The 20,517-nt window shown below is 67.9% G+C and carries 18 protein-coding genes and 1 pseudogene; 7 read left to right on the top strand and 12 right to left on the bottom strand.

Features of this window, described 5'->3' with window-relative positions; genetic code table 11:
- Positions 1 to 12: 12 nt before the first annotated feature.
- The 5 genes and pseudogenes from rny to A0O31_RS03715 form a co-directional block, all read right to left on the bottom strand.
- Positions 13 to 1,737, bottom strand: a complete 1,725-nt coding sequence (gene rny / locus A0O31_RS03695; protein ID WP_071676716.1) for a ribonuclease Y — start codon at positions 1,735 to 1,737, stop codon at positions 13 to 15.
- Positions 1,734 to 2,755: pseudogene (gene recA, locus A0O31_RS03700) on the bottom strand (recombinase RecA). The gene rny and the pseudogene recA overlap by 4 nt, the downstream one beginning before the upstream one ends.
- Entirely contained in the window at positions 2,706 to 3,299 is a 594-nt protein-coding gene (gene thpR / locus A0O31_RS03705; protein ID WP_071676717.1) for an RNA 2',3'-cyclic phosphodiesterase, read from the bottom strand. The pseudogene recA and the gene thpR overlap by 50 nt, the downstream one beginning before the upstream one ends.
- Positions 3,296 to 4,480, bottom strand: coding sequence for a CinA family nicotinamide mononucleotide deamidase-related protein (locus A0O31_RS03710; protein ID WP_071676718.1), 1,185 nt, complete (start codon positions 4,478 to 4,480; stop codon positions 3,296 to 3,298). Before A0O31_RS03710 ends, thpR begins: the two co-directional genes overlap by 4 nt.
- 15 nt (positions 4,481 to 4,495) lie before the next feature.
- Entirely contained in the window at positions 4,496 to 5,239 is a 744-nt protein-coding gene (locus tag A0O31_RS03715) for a YgfZ/GcvT domain-containing protein (RefSeq protein WP_071676719.1), read from the bottom strand.
- Between the two features lie 38 nt (positions 5,240 to 5,277).
- Here A0O31_RS03715 and A0O31_RS03720 point away from each other — a divergent pair, with 38 nt between their 5' ends.
- Positions 5,278 to 6,324: an MFS transporter gene (locus tag A0O31_RS03720; RefSeq protein WP_071676720.1), complete on the top strand. Its 1,047-nt coding sequence runs from the start codon at positions 5,278 to 5,280 to the stop codon at positions 6,322 to 6,324.
- Entirely contained in the window at positions 6,317 to 6,943 is a 627-nt protein-coding gene (locus A0O31_RS03725) for an HAD family hydrolase (protein ID WP_071676721.1), read from the top strand. Before A0O31_RS03720 ends, A0O31_RS03725 begins: the two co-directional genes overlap by 8 nt.
- Here the strand turns inward: A0O31_RS03725 and A0O31_RS03730 are convergent.
- Together A0O31_RS03730 and A0O31_RS03735 are read right to left on the bottom strand one after the other, a co-directional pair.
- A complete protein-coding gene (locus A0O31_RS03730; RefSeq protein WP_071676722.1) occupies positions 6,929 to 8,014 on the bottom strand; it encodes an enolase C-terminal domain-like protein in 1,086 nt (361 codons plus the stop codon). The genes A0O31_RS03725 and A0O31_RS03730 overlap by 15 nt on opposite strands.
- 5 nt (positions 8,015 to 8,019) lie before the next feature.
- A complete protein-coding gene (locus A0O31_RS03735; protein WP_071676723.1) occupies positions 8,020 to 8,739 on the bottom strand; it encodes a DEAD/DEAH box helicase family protein in 720 nt (239 codons plus the stop codon).
- A gap of 32 nt (positions 8,740 to 8,771) precedes the next feature.
- On the opposite strand from A0O31_RS03735, the gene A0O31_RS03740 reads away from it, so the two are divergent.
- Positions 8,772 to 9,266: a bioflim formation protein gene (locus A0O31_RS03740; protein ID WP_071676724.1), complete on the top strand. Its 495-nt coding sequence runs from the start codon at positions 8,772 to 8,774 to the stop codon at positions 9,264 to 9,266.
- 1 nt (position 9,267) lies between these two features.
- Positions 9,268 to 10,104: a carbohydrate ABC transporter permease gene (locus A0O31_RS03745; RefSeq protein ID WP_071676725.1), complete on the top strand. Its 837-nt coding sequence runs from the start codon at positions 9,268 to 9,270 to the stop codon at positions 10,102 to 10,104.
- Here the strand turns inward: A0O31_RS03745 and mltG are convergent.
- Genes mltG through A0O31_RS03770 form a run of 5 tightly spaced genes read right to left on the bottom strand, consistent with a single transcriptional unit; the run spans position 10,089 to position 15,196 of the window.
- A complete protein-coding gene (gene mltG, locus A0O31_RS03750; protein ID WP_071676726.1) occupies positions 10,089 to 11,102 on the bottom strand; it encodes an endolytic transglycosylase MltG in 1,014 nt (337 codons plus the stop codon). The genes A0O31_RS03745 and mltG overlap by 16 nt on opposite strands.
- Complete coding sequence (gene ruvX / locus A0O31_RS03755) at positions 11,086 to 11,493, bottom strand: Holliday junction resolvase RuvX (RefSeq protein ID WP_071676727.1); 408 nt, start codon at positions 11,491 to 11,493, stop codon at positions 11,086 to 11,088. Before ruvX ends, mltG begins: the two co-directional genes overlap by 17 nt.
- Positions 11,474 to 12,160: a hypothetical protein gene (locus tag A0O31_RS03760; protein WP_071676728.1), complete on the bottom strand. Its 687-nt coding sequence runs from the start codon at positions 12,158 to 12,160 to the stop codon at positions 11,474 to 11,476. The genes ruvX and A0O31_RS03760 overlap by 20 nt, the downstream gene beginning before the upstream one ends.
- A 4-nt stretch (positions 12,161 to 12,164) precedes the next feature.
- The gene (gene alaS, locus A0O31_RS03765) at positions 12,165 to 14,813 is read right to left on the bottom strand and encodes an alanine--tRNA ligase (protein WP_071676729.1); all 2,649 of its coding nucleotides are present in this window, start codon (positions 14,811 to 14,813) and stop codon (positions 12,165 to 12,167) included.
- Between the two features lie 8 nt (positions 14,814 to 14,821).
- Complete coding sequence (locus tag A0O31_RS03770; protein ID WP_152024448.1) at positions 14,822 to 15,196, bottom strand: M67 family metallopeptidase; 375 nt, start codon at positions 15,194 to 15,196, stop codon at positions 14,822 to 14,824.
- A 56-nt stretch (positions 15,197 to 15,252) separates the two neighbouring features.
- Between A0O31_RS03770 and A0O31_RS03775 the strand changes: the two genes are divergently transcribed.
- The 3 genes from A0O31_RS03775 to ppsA are packed head-to-tail and all read left to right on the top strand — an operon-like array spanning position 15,253 to position 20,516.
- Positions 15,253 to 17,232 (top strand): elongation factor G, encoded by a 1,980-nt coding sequence (locus A0O31_RS03775; protein WP_071676731.1) that lies wholly within the window; start codon positions 15,253 to 15,255, stop codon positions 17,230 to 17,232.
- Positions 17,233 to 18,126, top strand: a complete 894-nt coding sequence (locus A0O31_RS03780) for an AAA family ATPase (RefSeq protein WP_071676732.1) — start codon at positions 17,233 to 17,235, stop codon at positions 18,124 to 18,126.
- Positions 18,123 to 20,516, top strand: coding sequence for a phosphoenolpyruvate synthase (gene ppsA, locus A0O31_RS03785; RefSeq protein WP_071676733.1), 2,394 nt, complete (start codon positions 18,123 to 18,125; stop codon positions 20,514 to 20,516). Before A0O31_RS03780 ends, ppsA begins: the two co-directional genes overlap by 4 nt.
- Position 20,517: the final 1 nt, after the last annotated feature.

Consider the following 20,517-nt stretch of genomic DNA (forward strand, 5'->3'; position numbering starts at 1 on the left):
CCCCATTTTAGCCTATCGGGCGTACTCCACCGCCCGGCTCTCCCGCACCACGGTTACCTGGACCTGGCCGGGGTAGTTCATCTCCCGCTCAATGCGGCTTGCGATCTCCCGGGCCAGGAGCACCGCCTTGGCATCGGTGATCTTGTCCGGCTTGACGATGACCCGCACCTCCCGCCCCGCCTGCACGGCGAAGGCCGTTTCCACCCCGGGGAAGGAGAGGGCGATGCGCTCCAGGGCCTCGAGGCGCTGGAGGTACTCCTCCAGGCTTTCCCGCCTGGCCCCAGGGCGGGCGGCGGAAAGGGCGTCGGCGGCGGCCACCAAGACGGCGTAAACCGTCTCGGCGTTTTCGGGGTCGTGGTGGTGGGCGATGCCGTCAATGACCTCCTTGGGCTCGCCGAAACGCCGGGCCAAGGCGATGCCGATCTCCACGTGGCTCCCCTCCACCTCCCGGTCCACGCTCTTGCCGATATCGTGCAGGAGCCCGGCCCGCTTGGCCAAGACGGCGTCCAGGCCCAGCTCCGCCGCCATAATCCCCGCCAGGTGGGCCACCTGGATGGAGTGCTTGAGGACGTTCTGGCCGTAGCTGGAGCGGAAGTGGAGCCGCCCCAGGAGCTGGATGAGGCCAGGCTTCAGCCCCACCACCCCGGCCTCCAAGGCCGCCTCCTCCCCCCTCTCGTAGATGAAGGTCTTCATCTCCTGCTTGGCCTTCTCCACCACCTCCTCAATGCGGCTTGGGTGGATGCGGCCGTCTTTTAAGAGCTCCTCCAGGGCCATGCGGGCGATCTCCCGGCGGATGGGGTTGAAGGAGGAGAGGAGGACCGCCTCCGGGGTGTCGTCAATGATGAGGTCCACCCCCGTGAGGGCCTCAAAGGTGCGGATGTTCCGCCCCTCCCGGCCGATGATGCGCCCCTTCATGGCATCGGAGGGGATGGGGACCACGGAAACGGCCAGCTGGGCGGCGGTTTCCGAGGCCTGGCGCTGCATGGCCTGGGCCAGGATTTTCTGCGCCTCCCGCCGGGCCTCGAGGCGGGCCTTCTCCAAAGCCGCCCGCACCCTTTGGGCCTTCTCCTCCTCCAGCTCCTGGTCTAGCTTTTCCAGGATGAGCCTGCGCGCCTCCTCCGGGGAGAGGCCCGCCACCTCGTAAAGCTTCTTCTCAATCTCCTTTTCCCGCTCCCAAAGCCCCGCTTCCCTGGCCTTGAGGGCCTCCTCCTTCTGGGCAAGGGCCTCCTCCAGGGCGTCCAGCTTTAGGGCCCGGGCATCCAGGGCCTCGCCCCGCTTGGAAAGCCTTTCCGCCTCCCGGCGAAGCTCCTCCCTTTCCTCCTTAAGGCGCTCCCTTTCCGCTTTTAGCTCCTCCTGAAGGCCCCTAAGCCGCTCCCTTTCCGCCCTTAGCTCTTCCCGCTCGGCCTTTAGGCGCTCCTCCAGCTGGGCCAGGCGGGTTTTGGCCTCGGCCTCGGCGGCCTCCGCCCGCCGCCTGAGCTCGGCCTCCAGCTCTTCCTTAAGAACCTTGGCCCGGGCCTCCGCCTCCTCCCTTAGGGCCTTGGCCTCGTGCCGGGCCGTTTCCAGGATCTCCTTGGCCTCCTTCCGGGCCGCCTCCAGGGCCGTTCTCGCCTCCTCCTTGGCGGCCTCGAGGAGGCGCCTCGCCTCCTCCCCCGTGCGGTCCTCGCCCTTACGCTTTAGGAAAAGCGCCGCCGAAAGGAGGAGGACCAGGGCCAAAAGCACCAGGTCCAGAAGGCTCATTCCTCCCCCTCTTCGCTGGCGGCGAGGACCACCTGGTCCGCCCGCTCCAGGACCTTGGCCCGGATCTCCTCCAGGAGTTCGGGCCGCTCCTTGAGGAAGTCCGCTGCCTTCTCCTTGCCCTGGCCCAGGCGGTGCTCGCCGTAGGAAAACCAGCTCCCCGCCTTCTCAATGACCCCGGCGGCCACGGCCACGTTCACCAGGTCCATGACCGGGTCAAAGCCCTTGCCGAAGTAGATCTCCAACTCCGCCTCGCGGAAGGGCGGGGCCAGCTTGTTCTTCACCACCTTGACCTTGACCTTGATGCCCACCGCCTCGCTCCCCACCTTGATGGGCTGGCCGCTTTTGCGCACGTCCAGGCGCACGCTGGCGTAGAACTTGAGGGCCCGCCCCCTGGGGTGGTCTCGGGGTTGCCGTACATCACCCCCACCTTCTCCCGCACCTGGTTGATGAAGATGGCGGCGGTGTTGCTCTTGGCCAGGACGGCGGTGAGCTTGCGCAGGGCCTGGCTCATGAGCCGGGCCTGGAGGCCCACGTGGGCATCCCCCATATCCCCCTCAATCTCCGCCTTGGGCACCAAGGCGGCCACGGAGTCCACCACGATGACGTCCACCGCCCCAGAGCGGGCCAAAAGCTCCACGATCTCCAGGGCCTGCTCCCCCGTGTCCGGCTGGGAAACCAGGAGGTCTTCCACCTTGACGCCCAGCCTTGCGGCGTAGAGGGGGTCCAGGGCGTGCTCGGCGTCCACAAAGGCGGCCACACCCCCCTGCTTCTGCGCCTGGGCGATGATGGTGAGGGCCAAGGTGGTCTTGCCCCCGGACTCGGGGCCGTAGATCTCCACCACCCGGCCCCGGGGGATGCCCCCGATGCCCAGGGCCAGGTCCAGGCCCAAGGAGCCCGTGGGGATCACGTCCACCTGGAGCTTGGGCATCTCCCCAAGCCGCATCACCGCCCCCTTGCCAAACTCCTTCTCAATGGTCTTTAGGGCGTTCTCCAGCGCCTTCCTCTTGTTCTCGTCCATGGTCACCTCTTAAAGGGAATCTTTCCAGAATGGTATACACGGGTCCCTTGGGCCTGAGTTCGGAACGCACCAGGGCGAACTCCGTCACCGGCCACTCCAGGCCGAAGACCACCGGGGGCACCCGCGGGGCGGGGGCCTTGCGCCGGGCCAGGGTGATGTGGGGCTTGAAGGGCTTGTCCCCGCCCGCCCTGAGGGCCTCCTCCCCCAAAAGCTCCGCCACCCCTTCCCTCAAGGCCCCCGCCAGGAGGGAAAAACCTTCCCCCTCCGCCTTGGCGAACCAGACCCTGGGGGTACCCTCGTTGGGGAAGTAGCCCGTGCCCCGGATGCGGGCAGGGAAAGGGGCATAGAGGCGCCCCAGGCGGTGGCCTAGGGAAAGGAGGTCCTCGAGGTCCCCTTCCGGCCTCTCGCCCAGGAAAAGGAGGGTGAGGTGGAGCTGGTGGGGCGCCACCTCCTTCCAGCCCTTATAGCGGGACACCTTCTCCTGGGCCTCCACCAGGGCCCGCCGCACTTCCTCGGGAAGAAAGACCGCGTAGAAAAGCCTCATGTCAGCAAAAGGGCCAAGGCGGCGTAAACGCTCCGAAGCCGCACCGCCTCCCGGTCGCCGGGAAAGCGGTAGCGCCTGGCCTCCGTCCCCTTAGGCCCCGCCAGGGCCACGTAGACCGTGCCCACCGGCTCGCCCTCCAAGGGGTCTGGCCCCGCCACCCCCGTGGTGGCCAGGGCGTAGGTGGCGCCAAAAAGGGACCTTGCGGCCTCCGCCATGGCCTTGGCCGTTTCGGCGGAAACCGTCTTGGCCAAAAGCTCCTCAGGCACACCGAAGCGGGCCTTGGCCCCTACAGAATAGGATACCACGCCCCCCAGGTAGAAGCGGCTCGCCCCCGGAACCCGGGTGATCTCCGCCCCAAGAAGCCCCCCCGTGAGGCTTTCCATGGTGGCCAAGGTGGCCCCTTCCCGCTCCATGCGCCGTTTCACCGCCTCGGCCAGGGTCAGGTCCCCTTCGCCCCAGATTTCCCGTAAGAGTTTTTTCTTAATCCTTTCCGAAAGCTCCGCCACCCGGTCCTCCCGGCCCCGGACCACCACCTCCACCCCGTGGAGCTTGGGGTAGGTGCCCACCTCCACCTCCTCGCCCCGGACAAAAAGCTCCCCAAGCCGCTCCACGATGTCCGACTCCCCGATGCCCCAGGTCTTGAAGACCCGCTCGGCGTAGGGCCTTTGGGGAAGGGAAAGCTTGGGAAGCACCTCCCGCCACATGGGCCGCCACTCGGGAGGGGGCCCCGGGAGGAGGACGAGGTCCTTCCCCTCCTTGCGCAACCACCAACCCGGGGCGGTGCCCACGGGGTTTTTAAGCCAGGTGGCCGAGGGAATCTTCAGGGCCTGCTTGCGGTTCGCCGCGGGCATATCCCGCCCACGGGCGCGGAAAAAGGCCTCAATCTCCGCCAGCATGGCCTCGTCCAGCTCCAAGGGCTCCCCCAGGGCCAGGGCCACCGCCTCCCGGGTCACGTCGTCCGGGGTGGGGCCAAGCCCCCCCGAGAGGACCACAAGCCGCGCCCTTTCCCAAGCGGCCCGCACCTCCTTGGCCAAGGGCTCGGGCTCGTCCACCACCCGGAGGGTCCTCTCCACCTTGAGGGCGTAGGGCTTGAGGCTCCTGGCCAGCTCCGCCGTGTTGGTGTCCAGGGTTTCCCCGTAGATGAGTTCCGTGCCTACCCCGATGAGCTCTGCCCGCTCCACGCCGCCTCCTTAACCTCACTCAAAGGGAAGGGGGGAGAGGAGGTACCGCCCCCCGCCCCCCTCCACCACCGCCCCGAAGGGCACCTCCTGCCGCACCACCCCTAGGCCCAAGGGGCCAAAGGGGGTGGCCTCGAGGCGCTTCACCTCCCCTACCCGCTTGCCCTGCCAAAGGAGCTCCGCCGGGGCCTCCCCCGCCACCTCGGCCCGCAGGCCCACCAGGCGGTAAGGGACCGCCTTGCCCTCGGTGCGGGCCATGATCTCCTGGCCCACGTAGCACCCCTTGCCGTAGTCCACCAGGGAAAGGAGGCCCACGCTCTGGGGGAGTTCCCCGCGGATGTCCGAGAGGAGGGGAAGGCCTTTGAGGAGGGTGTAGAGGGGGTAAAGCTCTTCAGGCCACGCCCCCTCGGGCTTTTCCCCTATCGCCTCCCGTCCATCCGTGTAGACCAACCGGTAAAGGGGAAGCTCTTGGAGCGCCACCTGATCAAAGACGATGTAGCGCTTAAGCCGCTTCAGAAGCCCCTCCAGGGTGCCCCAGGGGGCGAGGAGGAAGCCCTCTTCGTGGGGGAACACCGTGGCCGCCTCCTCTATCTGACCCTTGTGGTTGAGGAATAGGGCCCCAGCGGGGGCGGCAAGGCGCCTCAGGTCCCGGGTGCACTGCCCCTGGAGGAAGGAAAGGGCGTCGGGCCCTCGCACCAGGAGGACACCGGGAAAAGCGAAGAAGCCTTCCCCGGAAAGGGCCTTGGCCAACAGGGCCTCCATGCCTCCCATTATTGACCAAAGGGTCAGGAAGGGGGAGAATGGCGGACGTGCGCTTTTTCTGGGGCTCGTTTCTCGCCCTTTTCCTCGTGGGGGTCATCGTGGCCCTCCCGGGGGCGGCCCTCCCCCTCTGGCGGGCCCGGTACGGGGTGGGGGAGGAGGTTTCCCTCTTCTTCACCGCCCTCCTCTTGGGCCTCCTCCTGGGGGTGCGCCTGGCCCAAGGGGAAAGGCGCCACCCCCTTTTTCCGGGGGCGCTATTCCTGGTGGGGCTAGCCCTCCTGGGCCTGGCCTTGGCCCCCACCTTCCCCTGGGTGGTGGCCCTGGCCTTTCTCCTGGGCCTTGGCGAGGGCACCATGAACGTGCACGGCAATAGCCTCGTGGGGGAGCTGGACCCAAGGAGACGGGTGGAGCTCCTAAACCGGGTGAACGTGGCCTTTGGCCTGGGGGCGGTCCTTACCCCTTTCGCCCTCACCTTCCTGCCCTATGGCCTCTTCCTCGCCCTGGCGGGGCTTTTAGCCTCTCTGGCCGCCCTCCTCGTCTGGAACGCCCCGGCGGTGGCCCACGCGCACCAGGGCGAGGGGGGGCGGCTATGGCCCTTTTTGCTCCTGGTGGCCCTGTACACGGGGCTGGAAGGGGCCTTGGCCACCTGGAACCGGGTCTGGCTCGAGGCCCTGGGCCACCCCACCGCCCTAGGGGGGGTGCTCCTCTCCCTCTACTGGCTCTTCCTGGCCTTGGGAAGGCTCCTCCTGGCAAGGCGGGTGGCAGCAAGGCCCCTCTTCGCCCTAAAGGTCCTCCTGATGGGGGTGATGGGGCTCCTTTGCCTCAACCTCCTTCCCCCCACCGCCCTCCTCTTCCCCCTGACGGGCTTCCTCCTCGGGCCCCTTTTCTCCACCCTCTTCGCCCTGGTGCAGGCCCGCTTTGGGCACAAGGCCCTGGGAGGGCTCATGTACGCCGGGGCCACGGGGAGCACCCTGATCCCCGCCCTCTTCGCCCTCCTGCCCCAAGGGGGGATTCCCCTGGGGCTTTTGGCCTTGGCGGCGGGGATTTTCCTCCTCCTTCAGGGGCTAGAGCGGGAGACCCATGGTTAAGGCCCTCCTCTTTGACCTGGACGGCACCCTGGCGGACACCGACCCCTTGCACCTCCCCGCCTGGCGGGAGGTGCTAAGACCCTACGGGCTTTCCGTGGACCCGGTCTTCTACCGGGAGCGCATCTCGGGGAGGCTCAACCCGGAGATCGTGCGGGACCTCTTGGGCCTCGAGGGGGAAGAGGCAAATCGCCTCATAGAGGCCAAGGAGGCCCGCTTTCGCGAGCTCGCCCAGGGGCTTGAGCCCACCCCGGGGCTTCGCAACCTTCTCCAAAAAGCGGAGGCCCAAGGGCTCCTCTGGGGGGTGGTCACCAACGCCCCTAGGGAAAACGCCCACCACGTGCTCCAAGCCCTTTCCCTAAAGCCGCCCCTCCTGGTCCTGGCGGAGGAGGTGGGCCGGGGCAAGCCCGACCCCCTCCCCTACCGGGTGGCCTTAGCGCGCCTGGGGGTGGCCCCAGAGGAAGCCCTGGCCTTTGAGGACTCCCCTTCTGGGGTAAGGAGCGCCGTGGGGGCCGGCATCCCCACCTACGCCCTCCTCACGGGGCACGGGGCGGAAAGCCTCCTGGAGGCGGGGGCCAAGGGGGTGCTCCGGGACTTCCGGGAAGCCCTAGACCTCCTTTAGGGCATACCGGGCGAAGGCCACCTCGTCCAAGCGGCCCTCCACCAGGTCCTCCCAATAAAGCCACCCCTCCCGGAAGGCGGGGAAGGGGAAGAAGCCCCCTTCGGCCTTCAGGTGGAAGGCGAGCTCGCAGGGCTCCGTCACCCCCTGCTGGAAGGCGAGGAGGGCGGATTGGTAGGCGCCAAAGCTGCTTTGGGCCTGGCTTCCCACCATGGCCTTCTTCCCCTTTTCCCGGGCCAAGGCGAGCATCTCCAGGGTCCAGGTGACGCCGGTGCGGGCGGGCTTTAGGTTCAGGATGTCAAAGGTGTCCAGGAGGAGTTCCCGCCTGAGATCCCTGGGGGTCATGGCCGAGTCGTCGGCGATGAGGGGGAGGATGCGCTTTTCCTTAAGCCGCCTCCTCGCCTCCACCTCCTCTATGGGCAAGGGTTCCTCCACGTAGCGGAGGCCCAGGGCCTTCCAGGCCTCCAGGTAGCCCTCGGCCTCCTTGGGGGAAAGGGCCTCGTTGGCGTCGGCGTAAAGGTCCACGTCCGGGAAGGCCTCCTTCAGGCGGCGGATACGCCGGGTATCCTCCTCCAGGTCCCGCCCCACCTTGACCTTGAAGACCCTAACCCCCGCCCCATAGGCCAGGCGGGCGTCCTCCAAGACCTCCTCTTCCCCGCCCAAGCCCAGGATGTAGGCCACCCGCACCCGGTGCTTGGCGGGCTTGAGGACCTGGTGGAGCTCCTCCCCCTCGCTCCGCGCCCAAGCCTCCCAGATGGCGGTGTCCAGGGCCCCCTTGAGGCCAAAGTTGAAGGGGAAGGCCTCCAGCACCTGCCGGATGGCCTCCTGGTCGTCCGCCTCGAGGCCCCTTAGGCGGGGGGCCAGGTAGCGAAGCCCCGCCTCCACGCTGCCCAAGGTCTCCCCGTAGATGGTGGGCCGGATGGCCACCTCCGCCCGGCCCACGGAGCCATCGGAAAGCTCCACCTCCAAAAGGGCGTGCTCCAAAGCGGCGAGCTCGGAGGCCTTCCCCCAGCGCAAGGGGGCCTTGAGGGGGATGCGGAAGGGGATGAGGCGGAAGTCCTTTAGGGTCGCCATACCCGCTATTCTAGAAGCCCTTTCTCCCGTAGGAAGCCCAAGACGCTTGCCACCTCCGCTTCCGGGGTGAGGGCCTCGGTGTCCAGGAGGAGGGCCCGGGGATGCCCCGTGAGGAGGCGCAAGGGGCCTTCGGGGTCGTAGTTTTTCTTCTCTTCCGCCACAATCTTGAGCTTGGCGAGGACCTCTTCCAGGGGGGCCAGGGCCAAGGCCTCCTCCAGCTCCTCCCGGGAAAGCACCCCCTCGGCCAGGGCCTGGAGGTCCGCCCACTCCTCCGGCTTCAGGGCCACCCGGTCAAAGGCGTCTTGGCGGGAAAGGAGGCGCTTGAGGCGGGTGGCCTCCCGGGCGTGGAGGACCACGAAGTGGGCCCGGGGCAGGTGCTCTAGGGCGAAGGCCACCTCCTTCTCCCCCCTGAGGCCGTCAAAGAGGAGGAGGCCCCTGGCCTCCACATACCCCCGCGCCAGGACCTCCGCCACCCCGCCCGGAAACTCCTCGCGGAAAAGCCGGGTGTAGCGGAAGCGCTCCTCCCGGGGAATGGGGGGCTTGGCCCCGTAGCGGGGAAGGACATACCGGTCCACGAGCTCCCTGCGGTCGGGAAGCCGGGGAAGGCCAAGGGCCTCCACCAAGGTGCTCTTCCCCACCCCGGTGAGGCCCACCAGGACCAAAAGCGGCACCGCCTTAGCGGGAAGAAATCCTTCCAAAGGCTCTAGGGAAAAAGCCACCGGCATGGGCCCATGCTACCTGGTAGGATGGGGGGGATATGAAGCGCGCCCTGGCTTTGCTCCTCCTCCTGGGCCTGGCCTTGGCCCAGGCCCCGGCCTACCCGGAAAACACCCTGGGCGTGGGCTACGCCCCGGACAAGGGAGCCTACCTGCAAGGAAGCCTCCTCCTCCCCATTAGCCCCTTGGGGATTGACACGGGGCTGGACGCCGAGGTCCTCCTTGCGCAAAACCCCGAGTTCCACGCCCTCCTCAAGGCCAACCTCTTCCCGGGCCTGGTCCTTGCCGACTTCTACACCTCCGTGGGGCTCGGCCTGGACCTCCGTTACCCCTTTGGGGTCCACGTGGGGCCGGTGGCGAGCCTGGAGCTTCCGGGTGGGGCCCTTTCCGGCACCCTGGGCCTCGGGTACCAGGCGGGAAGCGGGCTCCACCTGGCCTGGGGCCTGGGGCTGAGGCTTTACCTGGAGCCCATCGCCCTCGAGGCCGCCACCTCCGACCGCTTCCCCTTCCGCCTAAGCCTCCTCTACCTCTTCTAGCGTGCGCCGCCTGCCTCTGGTCCTCTTCTCCCTCCCCGCTCTCCTGACCTTAGGGGTCTTCGTCCTCTACCCCTTTTTGGACGTAATCCGCTTTTCCACCTGGGAGTGGTCGGGGCTTTCCGAGCCCAAACCCGTGGGGCTCAAAAACTACCGGGACCTCCTCCTAGACCCCGCCTTCTGGGGAAGCCTCTGGGTAACCCTCAAGTTCATGCTCCTGGCCCTGCCCCTCTTTGTGGGGCTATCCCTGGGGCTTGCCGTGGCCTTGGAAGGGGCCCCCTATGAGCGCTTCGCCAAAAGCCTCCTCTTCCTGCCGGGGCTCGTCACCCTGGGCGGGGCCACCCTCTCCTGGTACACCCTCTTCACCCCGGAGTACGGGGCCCTGGCCCAGTTCCTCCCCATCCCCCCGTGGGACCGGGAGGGGTTCTGGGCCCTCGCCATGGTAGTCCTCTTCACCCTTTGGCGGCACCTGGGCTACGGGGTCCTGGTGGCCTCGGCAAGGCTCAAGGCCATCCCCAAAACCCTCCTGGAGGCCGCCTACGTGGACGGGGCAGGCCCGTGGGAGGCGTTGCGCTATGTGGTCCTTCCCCTCATGCGCCCGGCGGTGGCCTTCTTGGTGGTGGTGGGCACCATCCTCTCCCTCCAGTCCTACGCCGCCGTCTTCCTCCTCACCCGGGGCGGGCCCTATGGAGCCACCCGGGTCCTGGGGTACTACCTCTACGAGGCGGGGTTTGAGAACTTCCGCCTAGGCTACGCCGCCGCCGTCACCGTGGTCATCCTCCTCCTCACCCTGCTTTTCGCCTACGCCCAGCTTAGGCTTCTCCGCTACGGGGAGGAGTAGCGGTAGCGGGCAAGGTCCTGGAGGTGGGCCGCAAAGTCGGCGTTGAGGTAAAGCCTCCCCTGGGCGTGGAAGAAGTAGAGGTAGGGCCGGCCCTTGGGGTCCTGGCGGATGGGGTTTAAGACGGCCAGGAGGGCCGCCCGCCCCGGGTTGCCGATGGGCCCAGGGGGAAGGCCAGCGTAGCGGTAGGTGTTGTAGGGAGAGTCCACGGCGAAATCCCCCGCCCTTCGGGAAAGCTCGGGAAGGCGCTTGCCCAGGGCGTAGGCCACGGTGGGGTCCGCCTGAAGGGGCATCCCCCTTTCCAGGCGGTTCAGGAAAACCCCGGCGATGTAGGGCATCTCCGCCTCGCTTCCCGCCTCCGCCTGGACGATGGAGGCCAGGGTCACCCAGGCGTGGACGGAAAGCCCCCGCTCGGCCAGGAGGGCCCGCACGGGCGGGGTGAGCTCCGCCTCAAAGCGGCGGAGCATGGCCCGCACCACCTCCTCAGGGGGGGCGAGGAGGTCAAAGGTGTAGGTGGCGGGGAAGAGGAAGCCTTCCAGGGTTTTCCCCTCCACGTAAGGGGGCTTTAGGGGCCCGGGGTTTTCCACGAGGCCGAGGAAGCCTTCCCCGTCCAGGCCTGCCTGGGAAAGCCGGGCCGCATAGTCCCTGGCCCTTTCCCCCTCGGGGAAGGTGAGGGTGAGGGTCAAGGGCTTTTCCCCCCCGGTGAGGGCGCGGGCGAGGCGGAAGGCCCCTTCCCCCTTGAGGCGGTACACCCCCGGCACGAGCCGCCTCTCCCGCCCGGAAAAGCGCAGGTAAGCGGAGAAAAGATACCCTGAGCGCAGAAGCCCCGCCTCCTCCAAAAGCCTCGCCACCTCCGCCCCCTTGGCCCCTCGGGGGATGCGCACCAAGGCCTTCTTCCCCGTGGGCCCAAGAAGCCAAAGGGCGTAGGCGAGGAGGAGGGCGAAGGTGAGGAAGAGGGCCAAAACCCCCCGCCAAAGCCACTTCCTAGAGCCTTCGGGCAAGGTAGTCCTCCAATAGGGCCACGGCGGCCAGCTCGTCCAGCTTTCCCTTGTCCCGCCGCACCCGCTTGGGGGCGTGGGCGAGCCGCCTCTGGGCGAGCTGGGTGGTGAAGCGCTCGTCCAGGAGTTCCACCTCTACCCCACGGGCCCTCAAGGCCTCCACCAGGGGAAGGACCCTTTGGGCCTGGGCGCTCTCCTTAAGGTCGGTGCGCAGGGGAAGCCCCACCACCAGCTTGCCCAACCCTTCCCGCCGCACAAAGGCCAAAAGGGCCTCCACGTCGGCCTCGAGGCCCTTCCGCACCAAGTACCCCCGGCCGAAGGCGAAAGGGCTTCCCTCCTCCCCCACCGCCAGGCCGATGCGGGCCTCCCCCACGTCAAGCGCGCCCACCCGCATAGGCGCTCCGGTCCGCCAAGACCACCCCCAGGTAGAGGAGGGCCACCCCCAAGGCCCGGCCCAGCTCCTCCAGGCCCACCACCCCGAACCGGTTCAGGGTGCTGGTGGAGGCGAGCACCAAAGCGGCCACGAGGATGAGGGCCGTGCCCTGGGCCCGCAAGGGGTTTTGCCGCCAGAAGAGAAGGGTGGTGTAGAGGGCCACCCCGGCCATGAGAAGGGTGCCCAGGAGGTTAAAGGGGATGGTCCAAAGCCTAGGGGAGGTGAGGCTGGGCTCGGGGAAGGCCTTCCCCGAGGGGGCGTAAGGGCTGGGAAGGGCGCTTAGGTCCAGGGGGGCCGAGGCCACCAGCCAAAGCCCGTAGAGGACCAAGGGGCTGAGGAGGAGGAGAAGCCCCCGGGCCGCCCTGGGGTTGAGGAGGGCAAGGCTCCCTAGGCCCAGGAAGGTCACCCCGTGCATGGCCCCGGCCAGGTACCAAAGGCGGTAAAGGGCGGGGTCCCACGCCCCCACAAGCCGCGCCCAAAGCTCCGCCGTCACCGCCAGGGCGAAGAGGAAAAGCCCTAGGGAATAAAGGGCGTTGTGCAGGGCAGGCCGCCTCTGGTAGCGGGCAAAGGTGAGGGCGAAAAGCCCCCAGGAGAGGGCGGCCGCCAACAGGCCAAACGCGGTTCCCATGGGGCTATTCTACGGGCAAAAGCCCGGGCAGGGCCTCCTTGGCCGTCGCCGGGTCCAGCCCCGCCCCCTGGGCCAAGGCCCCCTTGCCGCCCCCCCGGCCCCCCGCCCGCTCGGTGAGGGCACGGAAGAGGCTCCCCGCCTCGAGGCCCCTCTCCTTTGCCTTCTTGGAAAGCTTCAGGACCGCACGCCCCTCCGAGAGGACCAGGGCCACATCCGCCCCCCGCTCCACCAGGTCGTCCGCCGCCTGGCGCAAGGCCTCCCCGTCCAGCCCAGGCATCTCCACCACGGCGTAGCGGAGGCCGCCCTTCTCGGAAAGGGCCACCTCCTTCCTGAGCTCCGCCTGGACCAGGCGCGCCTTAAGGCTTTCCACCTCCCGCTCCTTGGCCTTGAGCTCGGAAAGGAGCTTCTCCAAGCGCTCCTCCAGGGCGCTTTCCCCCACGGAAAGCCTTTCGGCGAGGGCCCGCTGGCGGTTTAGGATGCCCCGGGCAAAGCGGATGGCCGCCTCCCCCGCCACCGCTTCAATCCGGCGCACCCCGGCGGAAACCGCCTCCTCCTTCTGGATGAGGAAGGCCCCGATCTCCCCGGTGCGGCGCACGTGGGTGCCGCCGCAGAGCTCCTTGGACTCCAGGCCCGGCAGGGGGCTCCCCTCCACCCGCACCACCCGGACCACCTCCCCGTACTTCTCCCCGAAGAGGGCCATGGCCCCTTCCCTCTTCGCCTCCTCCAGGGGCATGTAGCGCCAGGTGACGGGGAAGTCCGCCATGACCCAGCGGTTGACGAGGAGCTCAATCCGCTCCAGCTCCTCCGGGGTCAGGGGCTCGGGGTGGGTGAAGTCAAAGCGAAGGCGGTCCGGGGCCACCAGGCTCCCCGCCTGGCGCACATGGGGGCCGAGGACGGCGCGAAGGGCGGCGTGGAGGAGGTGGGTGGCGGTGTGGTGGCGCTCGGTGTCCCGCCGCCCCGGGTCCACCACTGCCCGCACCCGCTCCCCCACCCGCAGGACGCCCTCCTCCACCCGGGCCTTGTGGAGGAAGATGCCCCTTTCCGTCTTTTGGGTGGTCTCCACCCGCGCCCGGCCCCCCGGCCACTCCAAGAGGCCGAAGTCCCCAATCTGCCCGCCCCCCTCGGCGTAGAAGGGGGTCTTGTCCAAGACCACCTGGACCTCGGTGCCGGGGCCCGCCTCCCCTAGGCTCTGGTCCCCGGCCAGGAGGGCCAACACCTCCCCCTCGGCCTCGAGGGCCCCATAGCCCAAGAACTCCGTGGCCCCCCGCTCGGCGTAGAGCTCCTCCAACACCTGGGCGCCCTTCTTGAAGATCTCCCGCTCAAAGGCCATGGCCGCCCGGGAGCGCTCCTGTTGCGCCTCGAGGGCCTGCTGGAAGCCCTCGGTATCCACGCCAAAGCCCTTTTCGGCGGCGATCTCCACCGTGAGGTCCAGGGGGAAGCCGTAGGTATCGTAAAGGCGGAACGCCTCCTGCCCGGGAAGCACCTCCCCCGGCTTAAGGCCGGAGAGGAGGGCGTCCAGGCGCTTCAACCCCCCTTCCAGGGTCTCCAGGAAGCGCTCCTCCTCAAGGCGGATCTGCTTCTCCACCATGGGGAGGTTCTCCCGCATCTCCGGGTAGAAGTCGCCCAAAAGCTCGGCCACCACGGGGGCCAGGCGGTGGAGGAAAGGCCCTTTGAGGCCCAGGAGGTAGCCGTGCCTCAGGGCGCGGCGGAGGAGGCGGCGGATCACGTAGCCCCGGCCCGTGTTGGCAAAGGTCACCCCGTCCGCCAAGGCCGCCACCACCGCCCGCACGTGGTCGGCGATGACCCGGTGGCTCACGCTTGCCTTGCCCTCGTAGGGCTTACCGCTCCAAAGGGCCACCTGCTCAATGAGGGGGAAGAAGGTGTCCGTGCGGTAGAAGTCCTCCACGTCCTGCAGGATGGCCGCCACCCGGTAAAGGCCCATCCCCGTGTCGATGTTCTTCTGGGGCAGGGGCTTGAGGATGCCGGGGCCGGGGATGGGGCCTTGGCGGTCGTACTGGGTGAAGACCAGGTTCCAGATCTCCACGAACCGGTCCCCGCTCCCCGTGTTGGGCCCGGTCTCGTCCGGGGTGCCAAAGGCCGGTCCCCGGTCGTAAAAGATCTCCGAGCAGGGGCCCGAAGGCCCGTTGGGCCCGTGGGTGATGGCTCCCCCCGGCCAGTAGTTCTCGTCCTCCCCGAAGCGGCCAATCCTTTCCTCCGGCACCCCCACGAGGTCGCGCCAGATGGCGTAGGCCTCGTCGTCGTCCTGGTAGACCGTAACCCAGAGCCGGGCCGGGTCCAGCTTCAGGTGGTCCGTGAGGAACTCCCAGGCCCAGAGGATGGCCTCCTTCTTGAAGTAGTCCCCGAAGGAGAAGTTGCCCAGCATCTCAAAGTAGGTGTTGTGCCGGGAGGTGCGGCCCACGTTCTCTATATCCCCTACCCGGAGGCATTCCTGGCAGGTGGTGATCCTTCGCCACTCCTTGCCCCCGAAGATGGGCTTGGCCCCAAGGAAGTAGGGTTTGAGGGGGGCCATGCCCGCCGAGGTGAAGAGGAGGGAGGGGTCGTTCTCGGGGATGAGGCTGAAGGAGGGCAGGCGCAGGTGGCCCTTGCCCTCAAAGAAGGAGAGGTACTTCTCGCGGATCTCCGCCGTGCGCATGCCTCTGATTATAGGACCGCCAGGGCCACCTCCTCCCCCTCGGGGAGGAGGAAGGCCCGTACCCCATCCGTGCCGAAGATGACGTAGGGCACGCGCCAGCGGGCCTCCTTGATGTCCCTTGGGCTTGGGAGGGCGGGGCCAGCGGGGTGGGAGTGGTAGATGGCGAGGAGGGAAAGCCCCTCCTGCTCCAAGGCCTTAAGCGTCCTGAGAAGGGCCAGGGGCTCCGCCAGGTAGCCCGTGAGGGGGTTCGGGTGGGCGTTGGGGAGGGGGATGACCCTTTCCACCTCCCTCCGGCCCGCCCATAGCCCCACCCCTTCCCGAGGGGCCTCCTTTTGCAGGTGGGCCCGGGTCTCCTCCAAGAGCTTTTTCGGCACGTAAAGGATTTGGGACAATCGCCCCCTCCTTGGCCCTATACTATGGGCACCAAGAAGGAGGGACCATGATCCGTACCCTAGCCCTGGTGGGCCACGCAGGTAGCGGCAAGACCACCCTAACGGAAGCCCTTCTCTACCACACGGGCGCCAAGGAGCGGATGGGCCGGGTGGAGGAGGGCACCACCACCACGGACTACACCCCCGAGGCCAAGCTCCACCGCACCACGGTGCGCACCGGGGTGGCCCCCTTGCGCTACAAGGAGCACCGCATCTTCCTCCTGGACGCCCCCGGGTACGGGGATTTCGTGGGGGAGATCCGGGGGGCCTTGGAGGCGGCGGACGCCGCCTTGGTGGCGGTGTCCGCGGAAAGCGGGGTCCAGGTGGGCACGGAAAGGGCCTGGACCGTGGCGGAAAGGCTGGGCCTGCCCCGGATGGTGGTGGTGACCAAGCTGGACAAGGGCGGGGACTACTACGCCCTCCTGGAGGATCTAAGGGCCACCTTGGGGCCCATCCTCCCCATTGACCTTCCCCTTTATGAAGGGGGGCGCTGGGTGGGGCTCATTGACGTCTTCCACGGCAAGGCCTACCGCCTCGAGGGGAACAAGGAGGTGGAGGTGCCCCTGCCCGAGGCGGAAAGGGAGCGGGCGGAGCGCTTTCGGCAGGAGGTGCTGGAGGCCATTGTGGAGACGGACGAGGGCCTCCTGGAAAAGTACCTGGAGGGAGAGGAGGTCACGGGAGAGGCCCTGGAAAAGGCCTTCCACGAGGCGGTGCGCCGGGGACTCCTTTACCCCGTGGCCCTGGCCTCGGGGGAGACGGGGATTGGCGTCCTCCCCCTTCTGGACCTGATCCTGGAAGCCCTCCCCTCCCCCGAGGAGCGCTTCGGGGAGGGCCCCCCCTTGGCCAAGGTCTTCAAGGTGCAGGTGGACCCCTTCATGGGCCAGGTGGCCTACGTGCGCCTTTACCGGGGAAGGCTGAAGCCCGGGGACACCCTGCAAAGCGAGGCGGGGACGGTGCGCCTCCCCCACCTCTACGTGCCCATGGGCAAGGACCTTTTGGAGGTGGAAGAGGCGGAGGCGGGGTACATCCTGGGCCTGCCCAAGGCGGAAACCCTCCACCGGGGGATGATCCTCTGGCAAGGGGAGAAGCCGGAAAGCGAGGCCGTGCCCTTCGCCCGCCTGCCCGAACCCAACGTCCCCGTGGCCCTTTACCCCAAGGGGCGCACGGACGAGGCCAAGCTGGGGGAGGCTTTGAGGAAGCTCTTGGAGGAGGACCCGAGCCTCAAGTTGGAAAGGCAAGAGGAAACCGGGGAGTTCCTCCTTTGGGGGCATGGGGAGCTCCACCTCACCACCGCCAAGGAGCGCCTTGCCGACTACGGGGTGGAGGTGGCGTTTTCCGTGCCCAAGGTGCCCTACCGGGAAACCATCCGCAAGGTGGCGGAGGGGCAGGGCAAGTACAAGAAGCAGACCGGAGGGCACGGCCAGTACGGGGACGTGTGGCTTAGGCTGGAGCCCGCCCCCGAGTACAGCTTTGAGTGGCGCATCACGGGAGGGGTCATCCCCAGCAAGTACCAGGAGGCCATTGAGGAGGGCATCCTCGAGGCCGCCAAGAAGGGGGTCCTGGCGGGCTACCCGGTGATGGGCTTCAAGGCCATCGTCTACAACGGCTCCTACCACGAGGTGGACTCCTCCGACCTAGCCTTCCAGATCGCTGCCAGCCTGGCCTTCAAGAAGGTCATGGCCGAGGCGAGCCCGGTCCTCCTGGAGCCCATCTACCAGATCAAGGTCCTGGCCCCCCAGGAGCGGGTGGGGGACATCCTTTCCGACCTCCAGGCCCGCCGGGGCCGCATTCTGGGCATGGAGCAGGAAGGCGCTCTGAGCGCCGTGCGGGCCGAGGTGCCCTTGGCCGAGGTGCTGGAGTACTACAAGACCCTCCCGAGCCTCACCGGGGGGGCGGGGGCCTACACCTTGGAGTTCAGCCACTACGCCGAGGTGCCCCCGCACCTGGCGCAGAAGATCGTCCAGGAGCGCCGGGCCCAGGAGGGGTAGGTGGAGGCCCTAAGGCGCCTCCAGGAAGCCCTGAACGGGACCCTCTTCGGCCAGGAGGAGGCCGTGGAGGCCCTCTTGGCCACCCTCCTGGCCCGCGGGCACGCCCTTCTGGAAGGGGTACCAGGCCTGGGCAAGACCCTTTTGGCGGAAAGCTTCGCCAAAGGAAGCGGCCTATCCTACAAGCGCATCCAGTTCACCCCCGACCTCCTTCCCCAGGACCTCACGGGGAGCGAGGTTTTCCGGGAGGGAAGGTTTGCGTTCGTTAAGGGCCCCATCTTCGCCCAGGTGGTGTTGGCGGACGAGATCAACCGGGCCCCGCCCAAGGTGCAGTCGGCCCTCCTCGAGGCCATGCAGGAACGCCAAATAACCGCGGGCGGGGTGCGCTACCCCTTGCCCGAGCCCTTCTTCGTCATCGCCACGCAAAACCCCCTGGAATTGGAGGGCACCTACCCCCTCCCCGAGGCCCAGCTGGACCGCTTCACCGCCAAAATCCCCTTCCGCCCCCCCAGGCGGGAGGTGTGGCTCAGGATCCTCACGGAAGAACCCCAACCCCCCGAGCCCCAAGGCGTGGACTTCCTTCAGGCGCAACGGGAGGCCATGGAGGTGCGGGTGGCCAAGGAGGCCCTTCTCGCCATCACCCATGTGGCCTTCCTCACCCAGGAGGACAAGCGGCTTCGCATGGGGCTTTCCCCCCGGGGGGCCAAGGCCTGGCTCGCCCTGGCCAAGGCCCTGGCCTACCTCAGGGGCAAGCCCCTGGTAGACTGGAAGGAGCTCAAAGATGCCGCCTTCCTTGCCCTTCCCCACCGCCTTTTCCTCACGGAGGAGGCCCTTTACGAGGGGGAAAGCGCCGAAGGGGTGCTGAAGGAGGTCTTGAGGAAAGGAGGGGTGCCATGAGGTGGGTGCGGTTCTTCCACGAGGTGGGCCTGGAGGACGTCCCCTTGGTGGGCGGCAAGAACGCCTCCTTGGGGGAGATGATCCGGGAGCTTTCCCCCTTGGGCGTCAAGGTGCCCGGGGGGTTCGCCACCACCAGCGAGGCCTACGGGTACTTTCTGGAGCATAACGGCCTAAGGGAGGCCATCGCCCAGGAACTAAAGGGCCTGGACGTGGAAGACCCCAAGGCCCTCCAAGGGGCGAGCCGCCGCCTCCGCAACCTGATCCTTAAAGGGGAGTACCCCAAGGACCTAAAGGAGGAGATCCTTGCCGCCTACCGCCAGCTTTCCGAGGAGGCGGGGGAGGAGGAGATCCCCGTGGCCGTACGCTCCAGCGCCACCGCCGAGGACCTGCCCACGGCGAGCTTTGCCGGGCAGCAGGAAAGCTACCTCTACGTGCAAGGGGAAGAGGACCTCCTCCTCCACGTGAAGCGGGCCATGGCCAGCCTCTTCACCGCCCGGGCCATCAGCTACCGGGCCCACATGGGCTTTGACCACCTGAAGGTGGCCCTTTCCGTGGGGGTCCAGCGCATGGTGCGGGCGGACACCGCCGCCAGCGGGGTCATCTTCACCCTGGACCCGGACACGGGCCACCGGGGCTTCGTCTACCTCACCGCCATCTACGGCCTCGGGGAGAACATCGTCCAGGGGCGGGTGGTGCCGGACGGGTACTACGTGCACAAGGAGGCCTTAAGGGCGGGGTACAAGGCCCTCGTGTACAAGCGCCTAGGGACCAAGGAGCTCACCCTGGCCTTTGACCCCAAGGAAGGCCGCCTGAAAAACCGCCCCACCCCCCCTTACCTGCGCCACCAGTTCGCCCTGAAGGACGAGGAGGCCCTGCAGCTTGCCGATTGGTCCTTGAAGATTGAGGACCATTACTCTAGGAAGCGGGGCGCCCCCACCCCCATGGACATTGAGTGGGCCAAGGACGGGCCCACGGGGGAGCTTTTCATCCTCCAGGCCCGGCCCGAAACCGTGCATTCGCAAAAAAGCCCAGTGCTTAAGGTCTTTCGGCTCCTGGCCCGGGGAGAGGTGCTGGTGGAGGGCCTGGCGGTGGGGGAGGCCATCGCCGCTGGGCGGGCCCGCATCCTCAAAGACCCCAGGGAGATGGACCGCTTCCAGGAGGGTGAGGTTTTGGTCACGGAAACCACCAACCCCGACTGGGAGCCCATCATGAAGAAGGCGGCGGCCATCGTCACGGAAAGGGGCGGGCGCACCTCCCACGCCGCCATCGTGGCCCGGGAACTGGGGGTGCCGGCGGTGGTGGGGGCGGTGGGGGCCACGCGGGCTATCCCGGAGGGGGAGGAGGTCACCGTCTCCTGCGCCGAGGGGGAGGTGGGCCGGGTCTACCGGGGGGCCTTGCCCTTTGAGGTGGAGGAGGTCCACCCAGAAAGCCTGCCCCGCACCCGCACCCAGATCCTGGTCAACGTGGGCACCCCGGAGGAGGCCCTGAAAGCGAGCCTCCTGCCCACGGATGGCGTGGGGCTTGCCCGGATGGAGTTCATCTTCGCCAGCCACGTGCGCATCCACCCCCTGGCCCTCACCCGCTTCCAAACCCTGCCCCCAAGCCTCCAGCGGGAAGTGGAGGCCCTCACCGAGGCCTACGGCGACAAGCGGGCCTACTTTGTGGACCGCCTGGCCCAGGGCATCGGCCTCATCGCCGCCGCCTTCTACCCGAGGCCTGTGGTCCTGCGCTTTTCCGACTTCAAGACCAACGAGTACGCCCGCCTGGTGGGGGGGCACCTCTTTGAGCCCAAGGAGGAGAACCCCATGCTGGGCTGGCGGGGAGCGAGCCGCTACTACCACCCGGACTACAAGGAGGGCTTCCTTCTGGAGGTGGCCGCCGTGAAGCGGGTGCGGGAGGAGATGGGCCTGAAAAACCTCCACGTCATGGTGCCCTTCTGCCGCACCCCGGAAGAGGGGGCGAAGGTGTTGGAGGCCATGGCGGAAGGGGGCTTAAGGCGGGGGGAGGAGGGGCTTAGGGTCTACGTGATGGCGGAGATCCCCTCCAACGTCCTCGAGGCCGAGGCCTTCGCCGAGCTCTTTGACGGCTTCTCCATCGGCAGCAACGACCTCACGCAACTGGCCCTGGGCCTGGACCGGGACTCCGAGCGGGTGGCCCACCTCTTTGACGAGAGGCGGGAAACGGTGAAGGCCCTCTGCGCCCTCCTCATAGAGAAGGCCCACGCCCGGGGCAAAACGGTGAGCATCTGCGGCCAGGCCCCTTCCGACTACCCCGAGTTCGCCGCCTTCCTGGTGGAACGGGGCATTGACGCCCTTAGCCTCAACCCCGACGCCCTTTTGCGCACGGTGAGGAAGGTGGCCGAGGTGGAAAAGAGCCTGGGCTTGGGGTAAG

This window comes from Thermus brockianus (assembly GCF_001880325.1).
Classification (GTDB): domain Bacteria; phylum Deinococcota; class Deinococci; order Deinococcales; family Thermaceae; genus Thermus; species Thermus brockianus.